Origin of the sequence: Rossellomorea orangium, from assembly GCF_019334305.1 — a bacterium.
GTDB lineage: Bacteria > Bacillota > Bacilli > Bacillales > Bacillaceae_B > Rossellomorea.
This window is the reverse complement of the sequence record NZ_JAHWGH010000015.1, coordinates 1-19,430: the sequence shown is the minus strand read 5'-3', so window position 1 is coordinate 19,430 and position 19,430 is coordinate 1. Positions and strand designations below refer to the sequence as shown.

The following is a 19,430-nucleotide window of genomic DNA, read 5'->3' as shown; positions in this document are numbered from 1 at the left end:
AAGAAGCGCCCATCTACATCGATGGACGCTTCTTTAACTTTATTTAGTGTGGGATTGTTCATCGCGTAATTCCTTTGACACTTTCGGTGCCACCCAGAGCATGGGAAGTAAAAGAAGGGAGACGGGAACGGCCGTGACGACGATGAAGTTCTGCAACGCAGTGACACTTCCGTCTCCTATATATAGAAGAATCGCTGCGATGGAACCCATCAGGATGGACCAGAACACTCGTAAGGACACTTTAGGGTCTCCCTCACCCGAAACCGCCATGGCAATCGTATAAGACATGGAGTCTCCTGTCGTGACAACGAAAAGAATCGTCAATAATAAAAATAAGGGTGAAATAATCCCGGAAAGTGGCAGTTGATTGGTAATGGCAATCATTGCTGCAGGCATTCCGCCACTCGTTAATTCCTGTGATACACTTCCTGGATTCTGCAGTTCATAAAAGATACCTGAACCACCGACAACCGTAAACCAGAAGGTAGTGACAATGGGAGCGATGATCGCAATGGCCAGTATAATCTGGCGTATTGTCCTGCCTCGCGAAATACGGCTGACAAGTATCGCCATCATTGGCCCATACCCAATGAACCATCCCCAGAAAAACACAGTCCAACTTCCCAACCAGCTCTTATCTGACCGGAATGTGCTGACCTGGATAAAGTGATCCACATAAAATCCGAAAGAAGAGATGAATGAATCAACAATGAATCCTCCGGGACCGAATAATAAAACAAATAGAACCAATCCAAAGGCTAATCGTACATTGAAATTACTCAGGATTTGGATCCCTTTATGCAGTCCGGTTGCAGCTGAAATGGTCGACACGATCACTAAACAGACAATGATCGCAAGCTGGGTTGAGAATTGATCAGGGATTCCGAAAAGGGCAGACAGACCGTAACTTGCCTGTAAACCAAGGAATCCGATCGGTCCGATTGTACCTGCGGCGACCGCAATGATGGCAAAAGCATCGATAAGGGTCCCGAGGAAACTGTTTTTAAGCTTTTCCCCAAAAATGGGATACAGAAGGGTGCGGGGTTTCATCGGCATCCCCCTGTGATAATGGCCATACATCATGACGACGGCACTCAATGTACCCAGGATGGCCCAGGCAAGAAAACCCCAGTGCATAAAGCTTTGGGACAACGCCGGCATGATAGCCCCGGCGGTCATGGGATCGACTCCCTCGTGCATCGGTGGAACCGTCATAAAGTGGTACATAGGCTCTGCGGCAGCCCAGAACACGCCTCCCCCGGCAAGCAGGGTAGCCATGATGATCGATAACCATTTAAATGTTCCGATCTCCGGTTTTTCCACATACCCTAACCGGACGCCTCCATACTTAGAGAATGCCAGATACAGAGCTACGATGAAGTGTACCAGCATTAACACTTGCCAGAAGGCCCCGAAGTATGTCGAAGACCAGGCGAAGCCTTTGTTTACAAAGGCAGTAACACGATCGAGACGAACGAAAGCCGCGACAACGAAAAGAATAAGTAATCCACCACTGATGGCAAATACAGACCAATCAATCTTGGATTTGTGATGCTTATTAGACATATAGAATAAATGCTCCTTTAATATTCATTGAAAAACACAAGGTCCTACTATCTCACAGGGGGAAAAGAGTTGTAAAGGGAACGAAAAGAATTCATAAAAGACAATTTTTGTCACGGTTAAAATTTGGAAAATTACATCTTTTCAACGGTAAAAAAAGAACTATACTAAAGAGTAAGAATAAAACAAAACTGAAAAAGGCAAACTTGTTGAAAAACAAGGACGCAAAGCTATGGGCCTACCCGATTTCGAATGGTCGCCAGGCTGCCAGGCTCCTCAAAAGGGCCAAGGCTCAGGGAAGAGGAGAATGAAAGATGAGAAGATGTTGGAAATGGGTTTGTATTTGTTTGATCATGATGAGTATGATTTCTAATCCATCAACTGAAAAGGCAGCTGGTGTAGACATGAGAGGGAAAAGTACGTGGCTTTGGAATACAATGGAGATTATCACACAAAAAGAAGAAATCATTGACTTCTTTAAATCCCATCATGTAGATGAAGTTTATTTGCAAGTGAATCCAGCAGTGGAAAAGGAATACTATCACCAATTTATCGAAATGGCGAATGGTGAAAATATACATGTATACGCATTGGACGGGGCACCAAAATGGGCGACCGTAAAAGGACAAACCTCCCTTAGTGCCTTTTTTGATTGGCTCTCTGCATACCAGCTTGAAGCAAGTGAGACTCAACGATTCACCGGAGTTCATCTGGATGTTGAGCCTTACCTTTTAACTGGATGGACAACCGCCTATGGGAAGACGGTGTTGAACTATCAAAAAATGGTCAATATAGCAGTGGATCGCTCCAATTCGCTTCAACTGCCATTAGGGATGGATATTCCATTTTGGTTTGATGAAAAAACATACAATAATGAATTTGGGAAAGGGAACCTTGCTCAGTGGGTGATCGGACAAACGGAAGAAGTTGGTATCATGGCATATCGTGATCTAGCCATTGGAGGGAATGGGATCATAGAGCTTGTCAGAAATGAAATGGCTTTCGCCCAGTCTGCAGGGAAAAAAGTGAAAGTTGGAGTGGAGACCGCTCCATCTGCAGAGGGGAATTTCCTGACTTTTCACGAAGAAGGGGCGGCTTTCATGTTTGATGAGCTTGCGGTGGTTGACGCGGAGTATGAAACCAATTCATCTTACAAAGGAATCGCTGTCCATCATTACGGAAGCTGGAAGGAATTGTTAGAATAAGAGAGGAGGCATGAATGATGTCGAAAGTAGCCTTGGTTGCAGGGGCGACCGGTCTGGTCGGTTCGCACTTAACGGATATCCTGTTAAAGAGTCCGGAGTATACAAAAGTGATTTCTTTCGTTAGAAGGGCAAGCGGTTTGGAACATGAGAAACTTGATGAACGGGTCATTTCGTTTGATGGGATGAAGCTTCTGCCTCACGAAGAAGTCAATGATGTATTCTGTTGTCTTGGTACTACGATTAAAAAAGCGAAGACAAAAGAAGCATTTATGAAGGTAGACTATGAATATCCCATCCAACTTGGAAAGATTGGGAAAGAACATGGGGCGACGAAATACCTTGTCATATCTTCCATGGGGGCAAGTCCGGGTTCTCCATTCTTTTATAGTCAGGTGAAAGGAAACCTGGAGGAAGGATTAATGGAGCTTCATTATCCTTCCCTTCACATTTTCAGACCCTCCCTTTTATTGGGGGAGAGACAGGAGTTCCGTCTTGGGGAAAAAGCGGGTGAAATTTTCTCAAGGATGGTCCGTCCGATCATGGTTGGCAGGTTGAAACGTTACAGAAGCATCTCGGGCAAACAGGTGGCGTATGGGATGTACCGTACAGCAATAAGTTCAACCGGGGAGAAAGTAACCATTCATGAATCAGATCAAATCCAGCAGCTGTGAAAAGGGAGGGAGACCATGAAGAGAATACTGAGAGGACATCATCTTCTGTGTACTCACGGATTTAAAGGCATGGGGTACAGTCCTGAATTTGTTCATAAGATGGCTGAGATAGTAGAAGACATACGCAACGACGACATGGACTTTCCCATCCAGGTCGTTCAAACCTTCGATGATGCCTGCGGCGCCTGCCCCCATAAAGGGAAATCAGCATGTGAAAAAAGTGAGGACTCCAATAATCATGTTCTTACATTAGACAGCAGGGTGATCCATCACTTAGGATTGAAACCCGGTGAGGTTTATATGAAATCAGAATTAATCAATACAACGGCCCAAAAGGTCAAACCCGAAGATCTTGACCATCTATGTGAAGGCTGCTCCTGGCTGGAGTATGGAGTGTGTAAAGACGGAATCGAAGCATTGCGGAAGAAAGAGTTGGCTTGATCTCTTAGAAGAATGTAGCTTATAGAATAGAAAAGAAGCTGGGACAAAAGGGGTATCAGCTAAAGAATAACCCGAACGATCATTGGAAATCGTTCGGGTTTTTCTGTTGAATGTTGCAAAAACATCAATCATGTATAGCTCAATTCGTTACGACCTGGCCTCATCATTGAATTTGATAAACATGTCTCAAAGCATTCATAAGGTGCTTCATAGAAGGATCTTCAGCCAGATTCACAAGCATTCCTTTGATGACGACGGGACGGGTTTCGTCTTTTTGTATTTCTTCTCTAATGACTTCCAGGGAAATCCGGGTATTCTCGTCCTCAGCCAACTCCAGAGCATCCTGAATCATGTGAATGAGTGTCGACTCATTGATTCTGGTGGAAGTGGTGAAATCCTTAACCAAGTCATCCAGTTTTTCAAAGGAAAGTACCGGCTTATCTCCGCTTTTAAGCAAACCATCCACAAGGTCATCTGTTCGTCTCAATATAAAATGGGATAGGTATGAAAAGTCCAGATCGATTTTATCCAGCATGACCAGTTCTAAATAAGAATGGAAAAAACCTTGAATCATCATGGTAATGTCCCAAAAATAGGGCTCGATCTTTTTTCCATAGATCCCGAATAATCTTCTTCGGTAATACCGGTGAGTGTTCATCTTCATCTCGCTGAGGAGATCATGAATTTCATCATTGAACGGCATGGCGTTCTCCCTGATCTGCATGATAATGAACTCTTTATGTTTACAGATTTCAATCAGCTGACATTCTAATTGCTTTTGGAATTTATCGTATGGTGATAAATCCTCGTTCTCGATCTCGTTTACTTTGTCCGTGATCATGGTGAAATAGTAATTCATAATGGCGAGCAGAAGGGCTTCCTTTGACTTGAAATATAAATAGAAGGCACCCTTCGATATATCGCATTCATTCACGATTTCTTGAACGGAGGTAGCGTTGAACCCTTTCGTGGCAAAAAGCTTAATGGATGTTTCAATGATTAATTTTTCTTTTTCCTTCATACTTTCCTCTCCTTGATAAACTCCTTATGTATATTATGACCGATTGGTCACAAAAAATAAACCTTTTGTTTTATAAGTATATTGACTTATGACTGTGTGGTCAGTTATATTAGATTGTGTTATGACTAGTCGGTCAGAATAAGAGAGAAGGGATGAATACAACGTGAATAGTATTATTAATTTCGTACTTAAGAATAAGTTTGCTGTTTGGCTGATGACGATCATCGTCATTGTTGCAGGCTTATATTCAGGATTTAATATGAAGCTTGAAACCCTGCCGAACATCAATACGCCGATTGTCAGTGTGACAACCGTGTATCCTGGCGCTACGCCGGAAGATGTTGCAGACAAGGTTTCAGAACCGATTGAAAAACGCTTGAAGAATTTAGATGGGGTGAATGTCGTCAGCTCTACCTCATATCAGAATGCTTCAGCCGTTCAGATAGAATACAAGTTTTCAAAGGATATGGATGAAGCCAAGACCGAAGTGGAAGAGGCTCTTTCCGATCTTCCTTTTCCGGATGGAGTCAATGAGCCTGAAGTTTCAAGACTTAACTTTAACGCCTTTCCGGTCATCGCTCTCAGTGTAGCGAATGAAGACCAATCGTTGGCACAATTGACGTCTACAGTAGAAGATACGATCGTTCCGGAACTCGAGGGAGTGGACGGGGTAGCTTCTGTACAGGCTTCAGGTCAACAGGTGCAAGAAGCTCGTCTTGTTTTTGACGAAGAAAAGCTTGCTAAGTACGGACTTACAGAAGAAACGGTTCAAAACATGATCAAAGGCTCTGACGTGACGGCACCATTGGGGTTGTACACGTTCAAAGATAGCCAGAAATCCGTCGTGGTCGACGGAAACATCACGACGATTGAAGATTTGAAAGAAATGAAGATTCCTGTGACTCCAAGCACTGGTGGAGCCTCGGCACAAGGGCAGCAACAGTCTTCTGCACAGGGACAAACGCCACAAGCACCTCCTGCTGGAGCAGCATCTTCAGGCATGAAGATCCCAACGATTCAACTTTCAGATATTGCTGATATTGAACTGGTTGGTAAAGCAGAATCCATTTCCAGAACGAATGGAAAAGAATCCATCGGACTTCAGGTGGTGAAAACGGCAGACGCCAATACGGTGGATGTTGTCAATGCCGTCAAAGATAAGATCAAAACGTTTGAAAAAGACATTGATGGTGTAGAAATCATTTCTACCTTTGACCAGGGGGAGCCGATTGAAGAATCAGTCAGCACGATGCTGAACAAAGCATTATTCGGTGCTGTGTTCGCAGTCATCATTATTCTCTTGTTCTTACGGGATATCAAATCGACGCTCATTTCAGTTGTATCGATTCCATTGTCATTATTAATCGCGATTTTACTTTTGAAACAAATGGACATTACATTGAATATCATGACACTTGGGGCAATGACTGTCGCCATAGGACGTGTCATTGATGACTCTATTGTTGTAGTGGAGAATATCTATCGAAGAATGTCTCTGAAAGGTGAAATGCTGAAAGGGAAGGACCTGATCCGTGAAGCAACGAAAGAAATGTTCGTTCCGATCGCGTCTTCTACAATTGTCACGATAGCCGTCTTCCTTCCGTTAGGATTGGTTCAAGGAATGATCGGGGAATTATTCCTTCCCTTCGCCTTAACGATTGTGTTTGCTCTACTTGCTTCCCTTCTTGTAGCGGTTACGATCGTACCGATGCTTGCCCACTCCATGTTTAAAAAGGGTGTAGGGAAAAAGCATGTAGAGAAGAAAAGCCGTTTAGCCAACTGGTATAAAGGCGTATTGAATTGGACGCTGAATCATAAGATCATTACTTCAGTGCTTGCCATCGCCATGTTGGTCGGAAGCTTGTTCCTGGTTCCGTTGATCGGTGTCAGCTTCCTCCCGTCCGATGAAGAGAAGATGATCATGGCGACGTATAAACCAGAACCTGGCCAAACGGAAGAAGATGTCCAGAAAATCGCGCAGGATGCAGAGGGGTATTTCCAGGACCGTAAAGGGGCTGAAACCATTCAGTACTCTGTCGGCGGGGAGAACCCGATGAGTCCGGGAAGCAACAATAATGCGATTTTCTACGTTCAATATAGTGACGATACAGAGAATTTCTCTGAAGAAAAAGAAAAGGTCATCAAAGACCTGCAACAAGCAACAGATAAAGGTGAATGGGCTTCACAGGACTTCTCTGCAAGTGCCGGCAGCAATGAGATTGTCGTGTTCGTGTACGGGGAAACCTTGAAAGACATCGAACCTGTTGTCAACGATATTCAAGACATGATGGAAGACAAGAAGGATTTCAAAAAAGTCGGATCAAGCATCTCTGAATCCTATGATGAGTACTCGTTCATCGCCGATCAGGAAAAGCTGAGCGAACTGGGTCTCTCAGCAGGTCAAATCGCCATGGAGCTTGGTCAGACACGTCAGCGCCCTGTCCTCACGACCATTGAAAAAGATGGTGAAGAAGTGAATGTCTATCTTGATGTCGAGAAGGAAAAGTATGAAAGCATCAACGACTTAACAGATAAGACCATCCAGTCACCACTGGGTGTGGAGGTTCCAATTAAAGACGTTGTTGAAGTCCAGGAAGGTGAAACATCCGATACCGTTTCACGTCGGGACGGAAAAGTCTTTGCTCAAGTGAGTGGGGAACTGAAAACCGACGATGTTTCGAAAGCATCCCAGGATATTCAGAAAGAAATCGATGAAATGGATATCCCATCCGGTATCGACGTGAACATGGGCGGGGTAACGGAAGACATCAAGGAATCCTTTACACAATTAGGATTAGCGATGCTTGCAGCGATCGCGATTGTCTACTTGATCCTTGTCATCACATTCGGCGGTGGTCTAGCACCATTTGCCATCCTGTTCTCACTGCCATTCACGATCATCGGAGCATTGGTAGCGTTATTGATTGCAGGAGAAACGATCAGTATTTCGTCTATGATCGGAGCACTTATGCTGATTGGTATCGTGGTCACCAATGCGATCGTTTTAGTCGATCGTGTCATTCATAAAGAAAACGAAGGTCTATCCACTAGGGAAGCCTTGCTGGAAGCCGGATCCACCCGACTTCGCCCGATCCTCATGACGGCCATTGCCACAATCGGAGCACTGTTCCCATTGGCACTCGGTCTTGAAGGAAGCGGGTTGATCTCGAAAGGGCTCGGGGTAACCGTTATTGGCGGATTGACTAGCTCGACACTCTTAACGCTTGTCATCGTGCCGATTGTTTACGAAATCCTGATGAAAATCAAAGGGAAGATCGGTGGACGGAAACGTAAGGTAGTGAAAGAGTAGATGGAAAGAAAAGCAGTCCTCTTGTGGACTGCTTTTTTTTATGGGTGTGCGGAGGAATGATTTTTCTATTATTTGTCTATTGGCTGGATTTTTTTATATTCCGGCTGGATTCGGTCCGATATCGGCCGAATTCCTTTTCATTCCGGCTGGTTTTTTACCAAGAACCGGCGGAATCCAACGAATTTCCGCTGGTTTCCACTCCACAAGCGGCACAATCACCAGCAAGAGTCCCATAAGGCAGTCTTTCACGGGTACTTCCAAAAAAAACCACCCGATTTTTAAAAGTTTTCTAAAAATTAGTATTGATTCCATGAAAAGTCTGAACTATAATAACAATTAACGAAAGCGCTTTCGATGAAGAGGAGACAGCAATGGTTACAATCTATGACTTAGCAAAACGCACTGGGTTCTCCAGTACGACAGTTTCTAAGGCTCTAAACAATTATACAGATGTGAGTCAAAAAACGAAGCAAAAAATCCTCGATGCAGCGGCTGAAATGGGATATCTACCCAATGCCCATGCCCAGTCCCTTTCGACCAAGAAATCCTGGACGATTGGAGTCATGTTTGCAGAGGATAACGAGGTCGGATTGAAGCATCCTTTCTTCAGTGCCCTGATTGAGAGTTTCCGAAAGTATGTGGAACGGGAAGGGTATGATCTGATCTTTGCATCACGAAACCTCCGGAATCGGGATACGAGTTATCTCGAGCATTTCCTTTACCGGGCAGTGGATGGCATCGTCGTCATATGCTCAGATCCGAATGATCCCCAGGTACAGGATATGATCAACAGTCATGTGCCGATTGTCGTGATCGATATGAGCAATCAGAACTGCAGCGTGGTCTATTCCGATAATGTTGAGGGTGGAAGGTTGGCTGTGAATCATCTATATTCATTGGGCCATACCAGAATCGCTCATATTTCAGGTGATCCGTCCATCGATGCTGGAGCACAGCGGATCAAAGGATTTACGAAGGGTATGGAGGAGCTCAATCTACCAATTCATCAAGGATATTTAGTCAATGGCGGGATGTTCTCGATTGAAGAAGGGAAAGCTGCGATGGAATCGCTCCTTGCACTGGACATGATGCCTACAGCTGTCTTTGTGGCAGGTGACCATATGGCCATCGGTGCCATGGAAGCCATCAAAGAGAAGGGATTAAGAATACCTGAAGATATCTCTATCATCGGGTATGATGACATTGAAATGTCTTCCTACCTCACACCAAAGCTGACCACCGTCAGACAGGATACGGACCGAATCGGTGCACGTGCCGGACAATTACTCATGAAACAAATTATTCAAAAGAAGAAGCTGTTGACGACAGAAGTCATTCCTGTGGAACTCATCATCAGAGAATCTTGTACATCAGTAAAAAAAGAAAAAAAGAAATAATCTTATATTTTTTGAAGGATTTCGAAACCGGTTTCGAAATTTTTAATTAAAGTAAAACGAAACCGCTTTCGATTCTGTATTTATAAATGAAAAAGGGGGATTAAGATGAAAAAAGTACTAGTATTATTCATGACATTTGTACTGGTAGCAGGGATCCTTTCCGCTTGTTCGGGAGATTCCAAGACTTCAAGCTCAAAAGATAAAGACGTAGATTTAAAGGTGTGGTCATTCACGGATGAGCTGAAGAAACCGATCACGAAGTTTGAAGAGAAAAACGGTGTGAAAGTCGAATTGACGATTGTTCCGATTGCCGATTATCCGACGAAGTTAAAGCCGGTACTTGAAAGCGGCGTAGGGGCACCGGACGTATTCACGGGTGAAATCGCGTTCCTTAAACAATGGGTGGACGCAGGTTACTGGGAAAACTTATCAGAAGATCCGTACAATGTTGATGAAATCAAAGATAAATATGTTCCATATGTATTCGACCTAGGTAAAGATAAGGACGGAAATGTAAGGGCTTTATCTTGGCAGACGACACCAGGTGGAATCTACTACAAGAGAAGCATCGCGAAAGAAGTGCTTGGTACAGATGATCCAACAGAAGTCGGAAACATGATGAACTCCATGGACAATGTATTCAAAGTAGCTGAAAAGATGAAGGAAAAAGGATACAGCATGTTCCCGGATGAGGGTTCGATCCGCTGGTTCTCACAAGGAGATAATCCACAACCGTGGGTGAATGACAAGAATGAATTACAACTGACAGATGAAAAGATTGAGTATATGGATTCTGCGAAGAAACTTCGTGAAAACAATTATACAGCTCTTGCAGCTGAGTGGTCTCCATCATGGTTCGAAGCGATGGATAAGCCGATCAAAATGAAAGAAAACGGAAAAGAAAAAGAAACACAAGTATTTTCTTATGTTCTTCCTACCTGGGGGCTTCACAGCGTTCTGAAAACGAATGTAAAGGAAACTGCAGGTGACTGGGCAGTGACAAGTGGACCAAGCCCGTACTTCTGGGGTGGAACATGGTTAGGTGTTTACAACAAATCAGAAAACAAAGAACTTGCTTATAAATTTGTGAAAATGATGACTCAAGATGATGAATTCCTGACAGATTGGGCGAAGGAAACAGGCGATGTGCTTTCTTACCTGCCTGTAACGAATGAAATCAAAGATGATTTCAGTGATGAATTCCTCGGCGGTCAAAACAATTATCAATTCTTCCTTGAGCAGGCGAAAGAAATCGAGCCTGGTATCGTAACGAAATATGACCAGCAGCTTGATACGTTCTATGGAAATGCCGTTCAACAGTACGTAGACGGTAAGAAATCCAAAGACGATGCGATTAAAGAATTCTATAAGAAAGTTCAAAACGCATATCCAGATATAAAAGTACCAAAAAACTAAACAAGTAAAAAATGAATGGCAGGCGGCGTGGCTTCATGTCGCCTGCCGATCATCTATTAAACAACTAGGGGGGCTGGGGAATGAAAAAAGTAGATCGATTTGGTTATCTATTTATTGCCCCATTTTGGATCATCTTTTTAATATTCAGTATTTATCCCGTGGCGTTGACATTCTATTACAGCTTTACGAATTATTCTGGAAGCGGAACAGCAGAAGTCGTCGGCCTGGCAAACTATACCCGTTTACTCACGGACAGCTATTTCGTGGAAGCATTTTTTAACACTTGGAAAATATGGGGTGTCAATTTCGCCCTGCAAATCGGTCTGGCCCTTGTACTCGCATTAATCTTCTCTGATATGAGAATGAAGTTGAAAGGTTTGGCATTTTTCAGATCGATCTTTTATTTACCTAATTTAATCACCATTAGTTCCGTCGCCCTTCTCTTTGGGATCCTACTGGACTGGCAGCATGGATCATTAAATATGATTCTATTAAATATAGGTCTTATATCAGAACCGATTAATTGGCTGAATGAGCCAACGACTGCACAACTTTCCGTATCCCTGATCCTTACCTGGATGTGGTTCGGCCATTCGTTCATTGTTGTCATGGCAGGTGTCTCCGGAATTTCGAAGGACTACTATGAGGCTGCATTGATCGATGGGGCAAACAGATGGCAGACCTTTACGAAAATCACGGTTCCTTTATTGAAGCCGATCTTGCTATATATCATGATCACGTCCCTGATCGGCGGCCTTCAGCTGTTTGATTTGCCGATGCTACTGACAGACGGAATCGGTTCTCCGGATGGATCACTGAATACGATGGTGCTGTATCTGTACAATCAGGCATTCAAGTTTAACAATTATGGATACGCTTCAGCTGTCGCTTATGGATTGTTCGTCATTACCTTGATCTTCTCGGCGATCGTCTTCAAAGGGATGTATGGAAATGAACGCAAACAAGCAAGGAAGGTGTAAAGCATGTTGGGGAAAACAGCCGTTGAAAAAGAGGTACCGACTCAAAAAATAGAGAAGTCGAAGCCCGAACTTCTGCCTCATGAGTCGAAACTAAAGACAAGAAATACCATTGTGAAGAGCATCATCTATATCGTGCTGGTGTTGATGGCGATTGTCTGCTTCATTCCGTTCCTTATGATGCTTGTGAACGCTACAAGATCAAACGAAGCGATATTGTCGGGGTTTACCCTGATTCCAGGAACTGCTTTATTGGAGAACTATACGACGATGATGGAGTACGTAAACATCTGGTCAGGGTTCAAGAATAGTCTGATCATCTCTGTCCTCACGACTTTGTTATCAGGATATTTTTCCGCTTTGACTGCCTATGGATTCGCATTTTACACATTCAAGGGGAAGAATTTCTTATTCGTTTTCATGCTTGTGATGATGATGGTTCCAGGGCAATTGGGGCTTATCGGATTTTACGAACTGAGTAAGAATCTGGGGATCCTTGATTCCTTCATTCCACTGATTGTACCAGCCATTGCCAGTCCATTTGTCGTCTTCTTCCTGAGACAGTACATCCAGACGACGCTTCATCCAAGTTTGATCGAAGCAGCCCGTATCGATGGGGCGAGTGAATTCAAGATCTTCCACACAGTGGCCATTCCAATCATGATGCCTGCTGTGGCGACGATGTCGATCTTTACGTTCATCGGCTCATGGAATAACTACATCATGCCACTCGTCATCCTGTTCTCGCCGGAGAAATATACACTGCCGGTCTTAATGGGATTCCTGAAAGGATCTCAAGTGGCACAGAATTTAGGATCAATGTATTTAGGGATTGCCATTTCCGTTGTCCCAATCATGATTGCCTTCCTATTCCTGTCTAAATATATCGTAAACAGCATTTCAGCAGGATCAATCAAAGAATAGAGGAGAAAATGACCTATGAAATTTGATAAAGCATTTACCTTTGGAACCGCGACATCATCATATCAAATAGAAGGAGCTCATAATGAAGGGGGAAGGACGCCTTCCATCTGGGATATGTTCTGTGACATCCCGGGGAAAGTATACAAACAGCATAATGGGGATGTCGCTTGTGATCACTATCACCGGTTCGAGGAAGATATTCAGCATATCAAGCGCCTTGGAGTGGATACATACCGATTCTCCATTGCCTGGCCCCGCATTTTTCCTGAGAAAGGTAAGTACAACCAGGAAGGGATGGACTTTTATAAAAAATTGGCGGCAAAACTTCAAGAAGAAGGAATCAAGCCTGCTGTAACGTTGTACCACTGGGATCTTCCAATGTGGGCCCATGAAGAAGGCGGATGGGTCAATCGTGAATCCGTTGAGTGGTTCCTTGAATATGCAAAGGCATGCTTCACTGAGCTTGATTCAGTCGTTGATTCATGGATTACGCATAATGAGCCATGGTGCGCAGGATTCCTCGGGTATCATCAAGGGGTGCATGCTCCGGGTCATACCAATATGGATGAGGCAGTCAGAGCCGTTCACCACATGCTGTTGTCACACGGTAAAGCGGTTGAAATGCTGAAAAAGGAATATAAATCCGAGACGGATATCGGCATTACGCTTAACCTGTCACCTGTCTATCCAAATACCGATTCAGTGAACGATGCCCTTGCTGCCAACAATGCGGACGGATACTCCAATCGCTGGTTCCTGGATCCTGTATTCAAAGGGGAATACCCAAAAGACATGATGAACTTGTTTTCGAAATATGTTCATACGTATGACTTCATCAAAGAAGGCGATATGGAATTGATTTCGACGGAATGCGATTTCTTCGGCATCAACTATTACAGCCGAGGAATTGTCGAGTTCAGTGCCGCGAATGACTTTATGCATAAGGGAGCTTTCTCCGACTATGAGAAAACAGGAATGGGCTGGGATATCGCTCCGAATGAGTTCAAGGATCTCATCCGCCGTCTGAGACAAGATTATACGGATCTGCCAATCTACATCACAGAAAATGGAGCGGCATATGACGATGTGCTGGAAAACGGACGAGTGCATGACCATGATCGCTTAAATTACTTGAATCTGCATCTTCAGGCTGTTTCGGATCTGAATGAGGAAGGAATGAACATTCAGGGATACTACTTATGGTCACTGATGGATAATTTTGAATGGAGCTTCGGGTATGATAAGCGTTTCGGCATCCTTTATATCGATTTCGATACTCAGGAGCGAATCTGGAAAGACAGTGCTTTCCGATACGCTGAAATCATCCGGGATCATAAAGTGAAGCATAACCTTCAATCTGAGGAAGTTGCACAATGAATATGAAGGTGATCCTGACAGCGAAAGAAACGGGAGACCGGTTCTCAGAAAAAGAACCGGTTTCTTTTTCTGAAGGTCGTGCCTCTACGAACATCAAGCTTAATCGAAAGCTGAAATTTCAGAAGATGTTAGGGTTCGGTGGAGCGTTCACAGAAGCTGCGGCTCACAGTCTGTCCCTCATCAGCTCTGAAAAACGTGAAGAAATCATCTCCATGTATTTTGATCCGGAAGAAGGACTGGGGTATCGGTTTGGGAGGACACATATCAATAGCTGTGATTTCTCTTTAGAGAACTATACATATGTGGAGGATGGAGACGATTCGCTGGAAAGCTTCTCCATTGAAAGGGAGAAGACACTCGTGATTCCCCTTATCCGTGAAGCGATGGAAGTGGCCGGACGGGAATTGTCCATCGTTGCTTCCCCGTGGAGCCCTCCTTCATGGATGAAGACGAGCGGAGAAATGAACAACGGCGGGAAGCTGTTACCTCAGTTTGAATCCGTCTGGGCCGACTATTACTCAAAGTACATAGAGGCAATGGAAGAAGAGGGGATTCCAATTTGGGGATTGACGATCCAAAATGAACCGGAAGCGAAGCAGGTTTGGGATTCGTGCCTGTACTCGGGAGAAGAAGAACGAGATTTCATTAAACATCATCTAGGTCCGTCCCTCGAGAAAAATGGTCACCAAGATGTGAAGGTCATTATATGGGATCATAATCGTGATGTGATTTATGAGCGTGCGAAGGCAGTCCTATCCGATCCGGAAGCGGCTAAGTATGTATGGGGGACAGGGGTTCACTGGTACGTTTCCGAGGAGTTTGAAAATCTTTCAAAGGTTCATCATGATTTTCCCGATAAGCATTTGATCTTTACAGAAGGGTGCATTGAAGGCGGGGTTAAACCCGGTGCCTGGGATACTGGTGAACGTTACGGGCGAAACATCATCGGTGATCTGAACAATTACCTTGAAGCATGGATCGATTGGAATATGGTTCTGAACGAAGAAGGCGGACCGAACCATGTCGGGAATTACTGCGATGCCCCGGTGATCGTAGACACAGTAAATGACGAGGTCCGCTACAATAGCTCTTATTACTATATCGGGCATTTCAGTAAGTATGTCAAAGAGGGAGCAAGGCGCATCGGGTGTGAGATTTCTGGTGAGGCGGTATTGGGCACCTCCTTTGAAAACCCGGATGGGGAGATTGTAGTGGTTGTGATGAACGCGAATGACCATGATGAAGAGATTTCCTTAGCGTGTGGTAATGAACATTTCAGCACGACGCTTCCATTGCATTCCATTGCAACTTTCATTATTCGATAGTTGGAGAGCAGTCCTTCTGGGGCTGCTTTTTTTATTTGTGTAAATACTGACACTCCATCAAAAACACACCATCACATATTCCCGGGACAACCATCATAGAATAGACCATCTATAACAAAGGCAGGGTACAAAATATGAGTCTGTTTTTAAGGGGAACATTGGTGTTGGTGGTGACGGCTTTCATAGGGGAATGTTTAGAATTTGTGATTAATATGATTCTTGCCCGTGAGCTTGGTGAAGCCGGGCTTGGCACATACATGTCGATTCTTCCTACCGTATTTTTGATCGTGATTTTATCGAGCATGGAGCTGCCGATCAGTCTTTCTAAATTCTTTGCCGAGCGTGATGAGCGGTATCATCGCGGCATGCTTCATTATGCTTTCAGGTTTGCGGTGATCACGACGAGCATCCTTTTGTTGATCATGATATTGGTCTATGCCTGGACGCCGTTATTTCAAGGCTATCATTCAGGAATCCGCTGGCTTATCCTGATTTGCATACCCATTGTGGCATTTACATCCATTACTAGGGGATATTTCATGGGAATCCAGCAGATGGGGAAGATCGCAACAGCGAATTTTCTTCGTAAAGGTATCCAGTTGTTCTTATTAGTGTCGATCTATCAATTTTTATCCTTTGGCATTGATACGTCCATCTTCATTGCACTCGGGACATTGATCGCGAGTGAAGCGGTAGTATTTGTTTATTTGATTCATGCTTACGTTCTTGAAATTAAGGGTAAAAGAAAGAACAGCCACTCTGTATTATCAACGGGGGAGATGAGAAAATCGGTGCTGTCCGTTTCGATTCCCACTACCGTTCTGCGCATCTTCCATGCCCTTACCCATGCTATTCAGCCATTCCTGATAAAATGGGCATTGGTTCTTTCAGGTCTCGGGGCAGCGGAAGCGAATGAACATTTCGGGATGCTTGCAGGTATTGCCCTGACCATCGGATTCTTTCCTTCGTTCATTGCCTTTTCGATGCTGATCGTACTGATCCCGACCGTGTCGGAAAAAGTGTCAACGAAGGATTTTGAAGGGATCCTGATGCATCTTAAACAGGTGATGTGGATTACATTGGGCTACGGTGTGCCGGCTGTGTTTATATACTATTCCTTCGGGGACTATATAACTGGGACCTTTTTTCACTCGGTTTCTTCAGCTTATTACTTGAAGCTGCTCTGGCCATACTTTCTGTTCCATTTCCTTGTGTTCCCCCTTCAGGCATTTTTAATTGGATTGGGTCTTGTCAAGGATGCCCTTCTCCATACCGTATGGTCGAGCATTTTTTCATTTACACTCATATATCTGCTGGGATCACGTTTTGGAATGGAGGGAGTCATTCTCGGCATGAATGGCGGAGCCGTCCTTATCACCATGCTCCATTATGTCACCATCTGCCGAAGACTGGAAACGACTCTTTGGTTAAAATCAGCCATAAAAATGTAAACTATACAAAACAGATGTGCTACTCGAAGGCATTTGTTTTGCATTATGAGGGACGGACCTTTTATCCTGATTGTAATCGAAAAACACGTACATACCATTTGTAGTTATAATGGCTGATTCAAACCCTCAAAGGAGAAAGCTATGATCGATTCTATTTTATTCAACATCATGTTAGTCGGAGTACTGGGAATTGCTTCTCAGTGGGTTGCCTGGAGATTCAGGCTGCCTGCCATCGTCATCATGTCGATTGTCGGACTGCTCGTAGGACCGATCTTCGGTCTCATCAACCCAAAGGACGATTTCGGGGAAGTATTTAAACCCATTATATCGATGGCAGTCGCCATCATCTTATTTGAAGGAAGCTTGAACCTCGATTTCCGTGAAGTGAGAGGGCTGGGGAAACCGGTCTTCAGAATCGTCACGATCGGGGCCATGCTTGCATGGATCCTCGGTTCACTCGGAGCACATTATGTGGCCGGGTTATCCTGGGCCGTTGCCTTCGTGATCGGCGGACTTTTCATCGTAACGGGTCCTACGGTCATCCTGCCCCTCTTAAGGCAGGCGAAGCTTAAACCGAGGCCGGCAGCGATACTTAAATGGGAAGGGATCGTCGTCGATCCATTCGGGGCGCTGATTGCCGTATTTGCCTTCGAAATCATCAACTTTTTGATCAGCGACGATGTAACGGGATTATCATTACTGTTATTCTTCGCTGCTTCCCTGTTTGCCGTCGTTTTCGGCTGGGCGCTTGGGAAATTCACAGGCTTTATCTTTGAAAATGGACATGTTCCAGAGTTCTTGAAATCACCTGTTGTGTTTGCCCTGGTCCTTGCCTGTTTCACGGTCTCAGATCACATCACCCATGAAACAGGACTTCTTGCCGTAACGGCCATGGGGATGACGCTCGCGAATATGCATATTTCGTCCATTGACGACATGCGTCACTTTAAAGAGAACATCTCGGTGCTGCTCATATCGACCATATTCGTCATGCTGACAGCATCCTTAACCGTCGATACCCTGTTCCAGATCTTCAATTGGAACATCGTGGCATTCGTCCTCCTTATGCTCTTCATTGTACGGCCGATTTCCATCTGGCTGTCTACGATAGGGACGGACCTCTCCGTCAGGGAAAAAATCCTGGTCGGATGGATCGCTCCGAGGGGGATCGTCGCCTTAACCGTTTCGAGTTACTTTGCCTCTGTACTATTGGACAAAGGCTTTGAGGATGCGAAAATCTTGACGTCCCTTACCTTCGCCCTGGTGTTCTCCACGGTGTGCGCACATGGCTTTTCAATTAAATGGCTTGCCAAGAAACTTGACCTCGCCATCAGTGACCAGCCGGGTGTCGTCATTGTAGGGGGGAGTAAGTTCAGTACTGAATTTGCCAAAACCCTTCAGGACATGAAGATTCCAGTCCTGATCACGGATTCATCCTGGCAGCGGTTATTTTCGGTGAGGAAGGCCGGAATCCCATTTTACAGAGGGGAAATCCTGTCAGAACAAACCGAGTATTATCTGGATATGACTCCATATGAGTACATGATTGCCGCGACGGAGCTTGATTCCTACAACGCTCTTGTATGTACGACATTCGTACCTGAAATCGGCAGGAATAATCTGTTCCAGCTTAGCCTTAGAAGCAAGAATGATGATGATCTGGAGGACATGGTCCATACGATCGGAGGACGCATCCTCTTCCAAAATCATGTGACGTGGGAAGAGCTGAATAAACGTGTTGAGCGTGGGGACGTTTTCAGAAAAACGAATATTACGGAGAAATATACCTTTGAAGAGTATCTGAAAGAACGGAATGAAAATACCCTATTGTTGTTTGCTCATAAACCAACGGGCAGAATCGAGTTCTTTACAGAAGGAACTTCACCGAAGATCGAACAGGGAGACGTCATTGTCAGCCTGACCCAGCCGTGTAAAGAAATGAATAAGATCCAGGAAAGGCTGACCGTTCAGAGGGAAACAAAAGCAAAAGAAGATAAAGAGAAAGAAAGCGCCGATTGAGTCGGCGCTTTCTTTTACTTTTTACCCGTAAACTGCTCTCCAAGCATCTGCTTCACCTGATTGTACGTGAGGCCTGAATGGGCGTTCTGACGCTTGACTTCATCAATATCCGTCCCAGACTTCGTTACCTTTTTATTTGGCTGATTCATGATGACACCCCCTGCACTTAATGTCAGTCAGAGGAGGTCATTCTATGCAAGAATAAAGAGGCTGGGACATAACTAAATCGATACATTCTAAAGACGAACAATGAGATTACGTGTTACACCGCTGTTGATTTCCGTGCAAGACTTCGCTTTCCTCGGGCGGAAGGCGAGCCTCCTCGTCGCTGTC

Annotated in this window: 16 protein-coding genes and 1 riboswitch; of the genes, 12 read left to right on the top strand and 4 right to left on the bottom strand. The window is 44.5% G+C overall.

Annotated elements, in window-relative coordinates; genetic code table 11:
- Positions 1-39: 39 nt before the first annotated feature.
- Entirely contained in the window at positions 40-1,566 is a 1,527-nt protein-coding gene (locus tag KYJ26_RS13410; protein WP_219167911.1) for a BCCT family transporter, read from the bottom strand.
- A 186-nt stretch (positions 1,567-1,752) separates the two neighbouring features.
- Positions 1,753-1,835, top strand: a riboswitch (cyclic di-GMP riboswitch).
- Positions 1,836-1,877: 42 nt separating this feature from the next.
- Here KYJ26_RS13410 and KYJ26_RS13405 point away from each other — a divergent pair.
- From KYJ26_RS13405 to KYJ26_RS13395, 3 genes are read left to right on the top strand one after another with little or no spacing between them, the layout of a single operon-like run.
- Complete coding sequence (locus tag KYJ26_RS13405) at positions 1,878-2,768, top strand: amidase (protein WP_219167910.1); 891 nt, start codon at positions 1,878-1,880, stop codon at positions 2,766-2,768.
- A 14-nt stretch (positions 2,769-2,782) separates the two neighbouring features.
- Entirely contained in the window at positions 2,783-3,439 is a 657-nt protein-coding gene (locus KYJ26_RS13400; protein ID WP_219167909.1) for an oxidoreductase, read from the top strand.
- Between the two features lie 15 nt (positions 3,440-3,454).
- Entirely contained in the window at positions 3,455-3,880 is a 426-nt protein-coding gene (locus KYJ26_RS13395; protein WP_219167907.1) for a DUF1284 domain-containing protein, read from the top strand.
- Between the two features lie 163 nt (positions 3,881-4,043).
- On the opposite strand, the gene KYJ26_RS13390 is transcribed toward KYJ26_RS13395, so the two are convergent.
- Positions 4,044-4,901: a TetR/AcrR family transcriptional regulator gene (locus KYJ26_RS13390; protein WP_219167905.1), complete on the bottom strand. Its 858-nt coding sequence runs from the start codon at positions 4,899-4,901 to the stop codon at positions 4,044-4,046.
- Between the two features lie 163 nt (positions 4,902-5,064).
- On the opposite strand from KYJ26_RS13390, the gene KYJ26_RS13385 reads away from it, so the two are divergent.
- On the top strand, positions 5,065-8,211 hold the full coding sequence (locus KYJ26_RS13385; protein WP_219167903.1) for an efflux RND transporter permease subunit: 3,147 nt from the start codon (positions 5,065-5,067) through the stop codon (positions 8,209-8,211).
- A 93-nt stretch (positions 8,212-8,304) separates the two neighbouring features.
- Here the strand turns inward: KYJ26_RS13385 and KYJ26_RS13380 are convergent, their stop codons facing one another.
- On the bottom strand, positions 8,305-8,472 hold the full coding sequence (locus tag KYJ26_RS13380; RefSeq protein WP_219167901.1) for a hypothetical protein: 168 nt from the start codon (positions 8,470-8,472) through the stop codon (positions 8,305-8,307).
- Positions 8,473-8,582: 110 nt separating this feature from the next.
- Between KYJ26_RS13380 and KYJ26_RS13375 the strand changes: the two genes are divergently transcribed.
- The 8 genes from KYJ26_RS13375 to KYJ26_RS13340 all read left to right on the top strand — a co-directional run bounded on the left by KYJ26_RS13375 (position 8,583) and on the right by KYJ26_RS13340 (position 19,097).
- Positions 8,583-9,608, top strand: coding sequence for a LacI family DNA-binding transcriptional regulator (locus KYJ26_RS13375; protein ID WP_219167900.1), 1,026 nt, complete (start codon positions 8,583-8,585; stop codon positions 9,606-9,608).
- A gap of 105 nt (positions 9,609-9,713) precedes the next feature.
- The gene (locus tag KYJ26_RS13370) at positions 9,714-11,024 is read left to right on the top strand and encodes an ABC transporter substrate-binding protein (protein ID WP_219167898.1); all 1,311 of its coding nucleotides are present in this window, start codon (positions 9,714-9,716) and stop codon (positions 11,022-11,024) included.
- A gap of 80 nt (positions 11,025-11,104) precedes the next feature.
- The gene (locus KYJ26_RS13365; protein ID WP_219167896.1) at positions 11,105-12,004 is read left to right on the top strand and encodes a carbohydrate ABC transporter permease; all 900 of its coding nucleotides are present in this window, start codon (positions 11,105-11,107) and stop codon (positions 12,002-12,004) included.
- A gap of 144 nt (positions 12,005-12,148) precedes the next feature.
- Complete coding sequence (locus KYJ26_RS13360; RefSeq protein WP_226672802.1) at positions 12,149-12,925, top strand: carbohydrate ABC transporter permease; 777 nt, start codon at positions 12,149-12,151, stop codon at positions 12,923-12,925.
- 15 nt (positions 12,926-12,940) lie between these two features.
- Positions 12,941-14,302 (top strand): GH1 family beta-glucosidase, encoded by a 1,362-nt coding sequence (locus KYJ26_RS13355; RefSeq protein ID WP_219167893.1) that lies wholly within the window; start codon positions 12,941-12,943, stop codon positions 14,300-14,302.
- The gene (locus tag KYJ26_RS13350; RefSeq protein ID WP_219167891.1) at positions 14,299-15,627 is read left to right on the top strand and encodes a glycoside hydrolase family 30 protein; all 1,329 of its coding nucleotides are present in this window, start codon (positions 14,299-14,301) and stop codon (positions 15,625-15,627) included. Before KYJ26_RS13355 ends, KYJ26_RS13350 begins: the two co-directional genes overlap by 4 nt.
- Before the next feature lie 134 nt (positions 15,628-15,761).
- Positions 15,762-17,078, top strand: coding sequence for an oligosaccharide flippase family protein (locus KYJ26_RS13345; RefSeq protein WP_219167889.1), 1,317 nt, complete (start codon positions 15,762-15,764; stop codon positions 17,076-17,078).
- Positions 17,079-17,219: 141 nt separating this feature from the next.
- Positions 17,220-19,097, top strand: a complete 1,878-nt coding sequence (locus KYJ26_RS13340; protein ID WP_219167887.1) for a cation:proton antiporter — start codon at positions 17,220-17,222, stop codon at positions 19,095-19,097.
- A 14-nt stretch (positions 19,098-19,111) separates the two neighbouring features.
- Here KYJ26_RS13340 and KYJ26_RS23985 read toward each other — a convergent pair whose 3' ends face one another.
- A complete protein-coding gene (locus KYJ26_RS23985; RefSeq protein ID WP_257475034.1) occupies positions 19,112-19,246 on the bottom strand; it encodes a hypothetical protein in 135 nt (44 codons plus the stop codon).
- Between the last annotated feature and the right edge of the window lie 184 nt (positions 19,247-19,430).

Coding starts and splice junctions, on each gene's coding strand:
- KYJ26_RS13410 (WP_219167911.1), bottom strand. CDS start 1,566: ATGTCTAATAAGCATCACAAATCCAAGATTGATTGGTCTGTATTTGCC.
- KYJ26_RS13405 (WP_219167910.1), top strand. CDS start 1,878: ATGAGAAGATGTTGGAAATGGGTTTGTATTTGTTTGATCATGATGAGT.
- KYJ26_RS13400 (WP_219167909.1), top strand. CDS start 2,783: ATGATGTCGAAAGTAGCCTTGGTTGCAGGGGCGACCGGTCTGGTCGGT.
- KYJ26_RS13395 (WP_219167907.1), top strand. CDS start 3,455: ATGAAGAGAATACTGAGAGGACATCATCTTCTGTGTACTCACGGATTT.
- KYJ26_RS13390 (WP_219167905.1), bottom strand. CDS start 4,901: ATGAAGGAAAAAGAAAAATTAATCATTGAAACATCCATTAAGCTTTTT.
- KYJ26_RS13375 (WP_219167900.1), top strand. CDS start 8,583: ATGGTTACAATCTATGACTTAGCAAAACGCACTGGGTTCTCCAGTACG.
- KYJ26_RS13370 (WP_219167898.1), top strand. CDS start 9,714: ATGAAAAAAGTACTAGTATTATTCATGACATTTGTACTGGTAGCAGGG.
- KYJ26_RS13365 (WP_219167896.1), top strand. CDS start 11,105: ATGAAAAAAGTAGATCGATTTGGTTATCTATTTATTGCCCCATTTTGG.
- KYJ26_RS13360 (WP_226672802.1), top strand. CDS start 12,149: ATGGCGATTGTCTGCTTCATTCCGTTCCTTATGATGCTTGTGAACGCT.
- KYJ26_RS13355 (WP_219167893.1), top strand. CDS start 12,941: ATGAAATTTGATAAAGCATTTACCTTTGGAACCGCGACATCATCATAT.
- KYJ26_RS13350 (WP_219167891.1), top strand. CDS start 14,299: ATGAATATGAAGGTGATCCTGACAGCGAAAGAAACGGGAGACCGGTTC.
- KYJ26_RS13345 (WP_219167889.1), top strand. CDS start 15,762: ATGAGTCTGTTTTTAAGGGGAACATTGGTGTTGGTGGTGACGGCTTTC.
- KYJ26_RS13340 (WP_219167887.1), top strand. CDS start 17,220: ATGATCGATTCTATTTTATTCAACATCATGTTAGTCGGAGTACTGGGA.
- KYJ26_RS23985 (WP_257475034.1), bottom strand. CDS start 19,246: ATGAATCAGCCAAATAAAAAGGTAACGAAGTCTGGGACGGATATTGAT.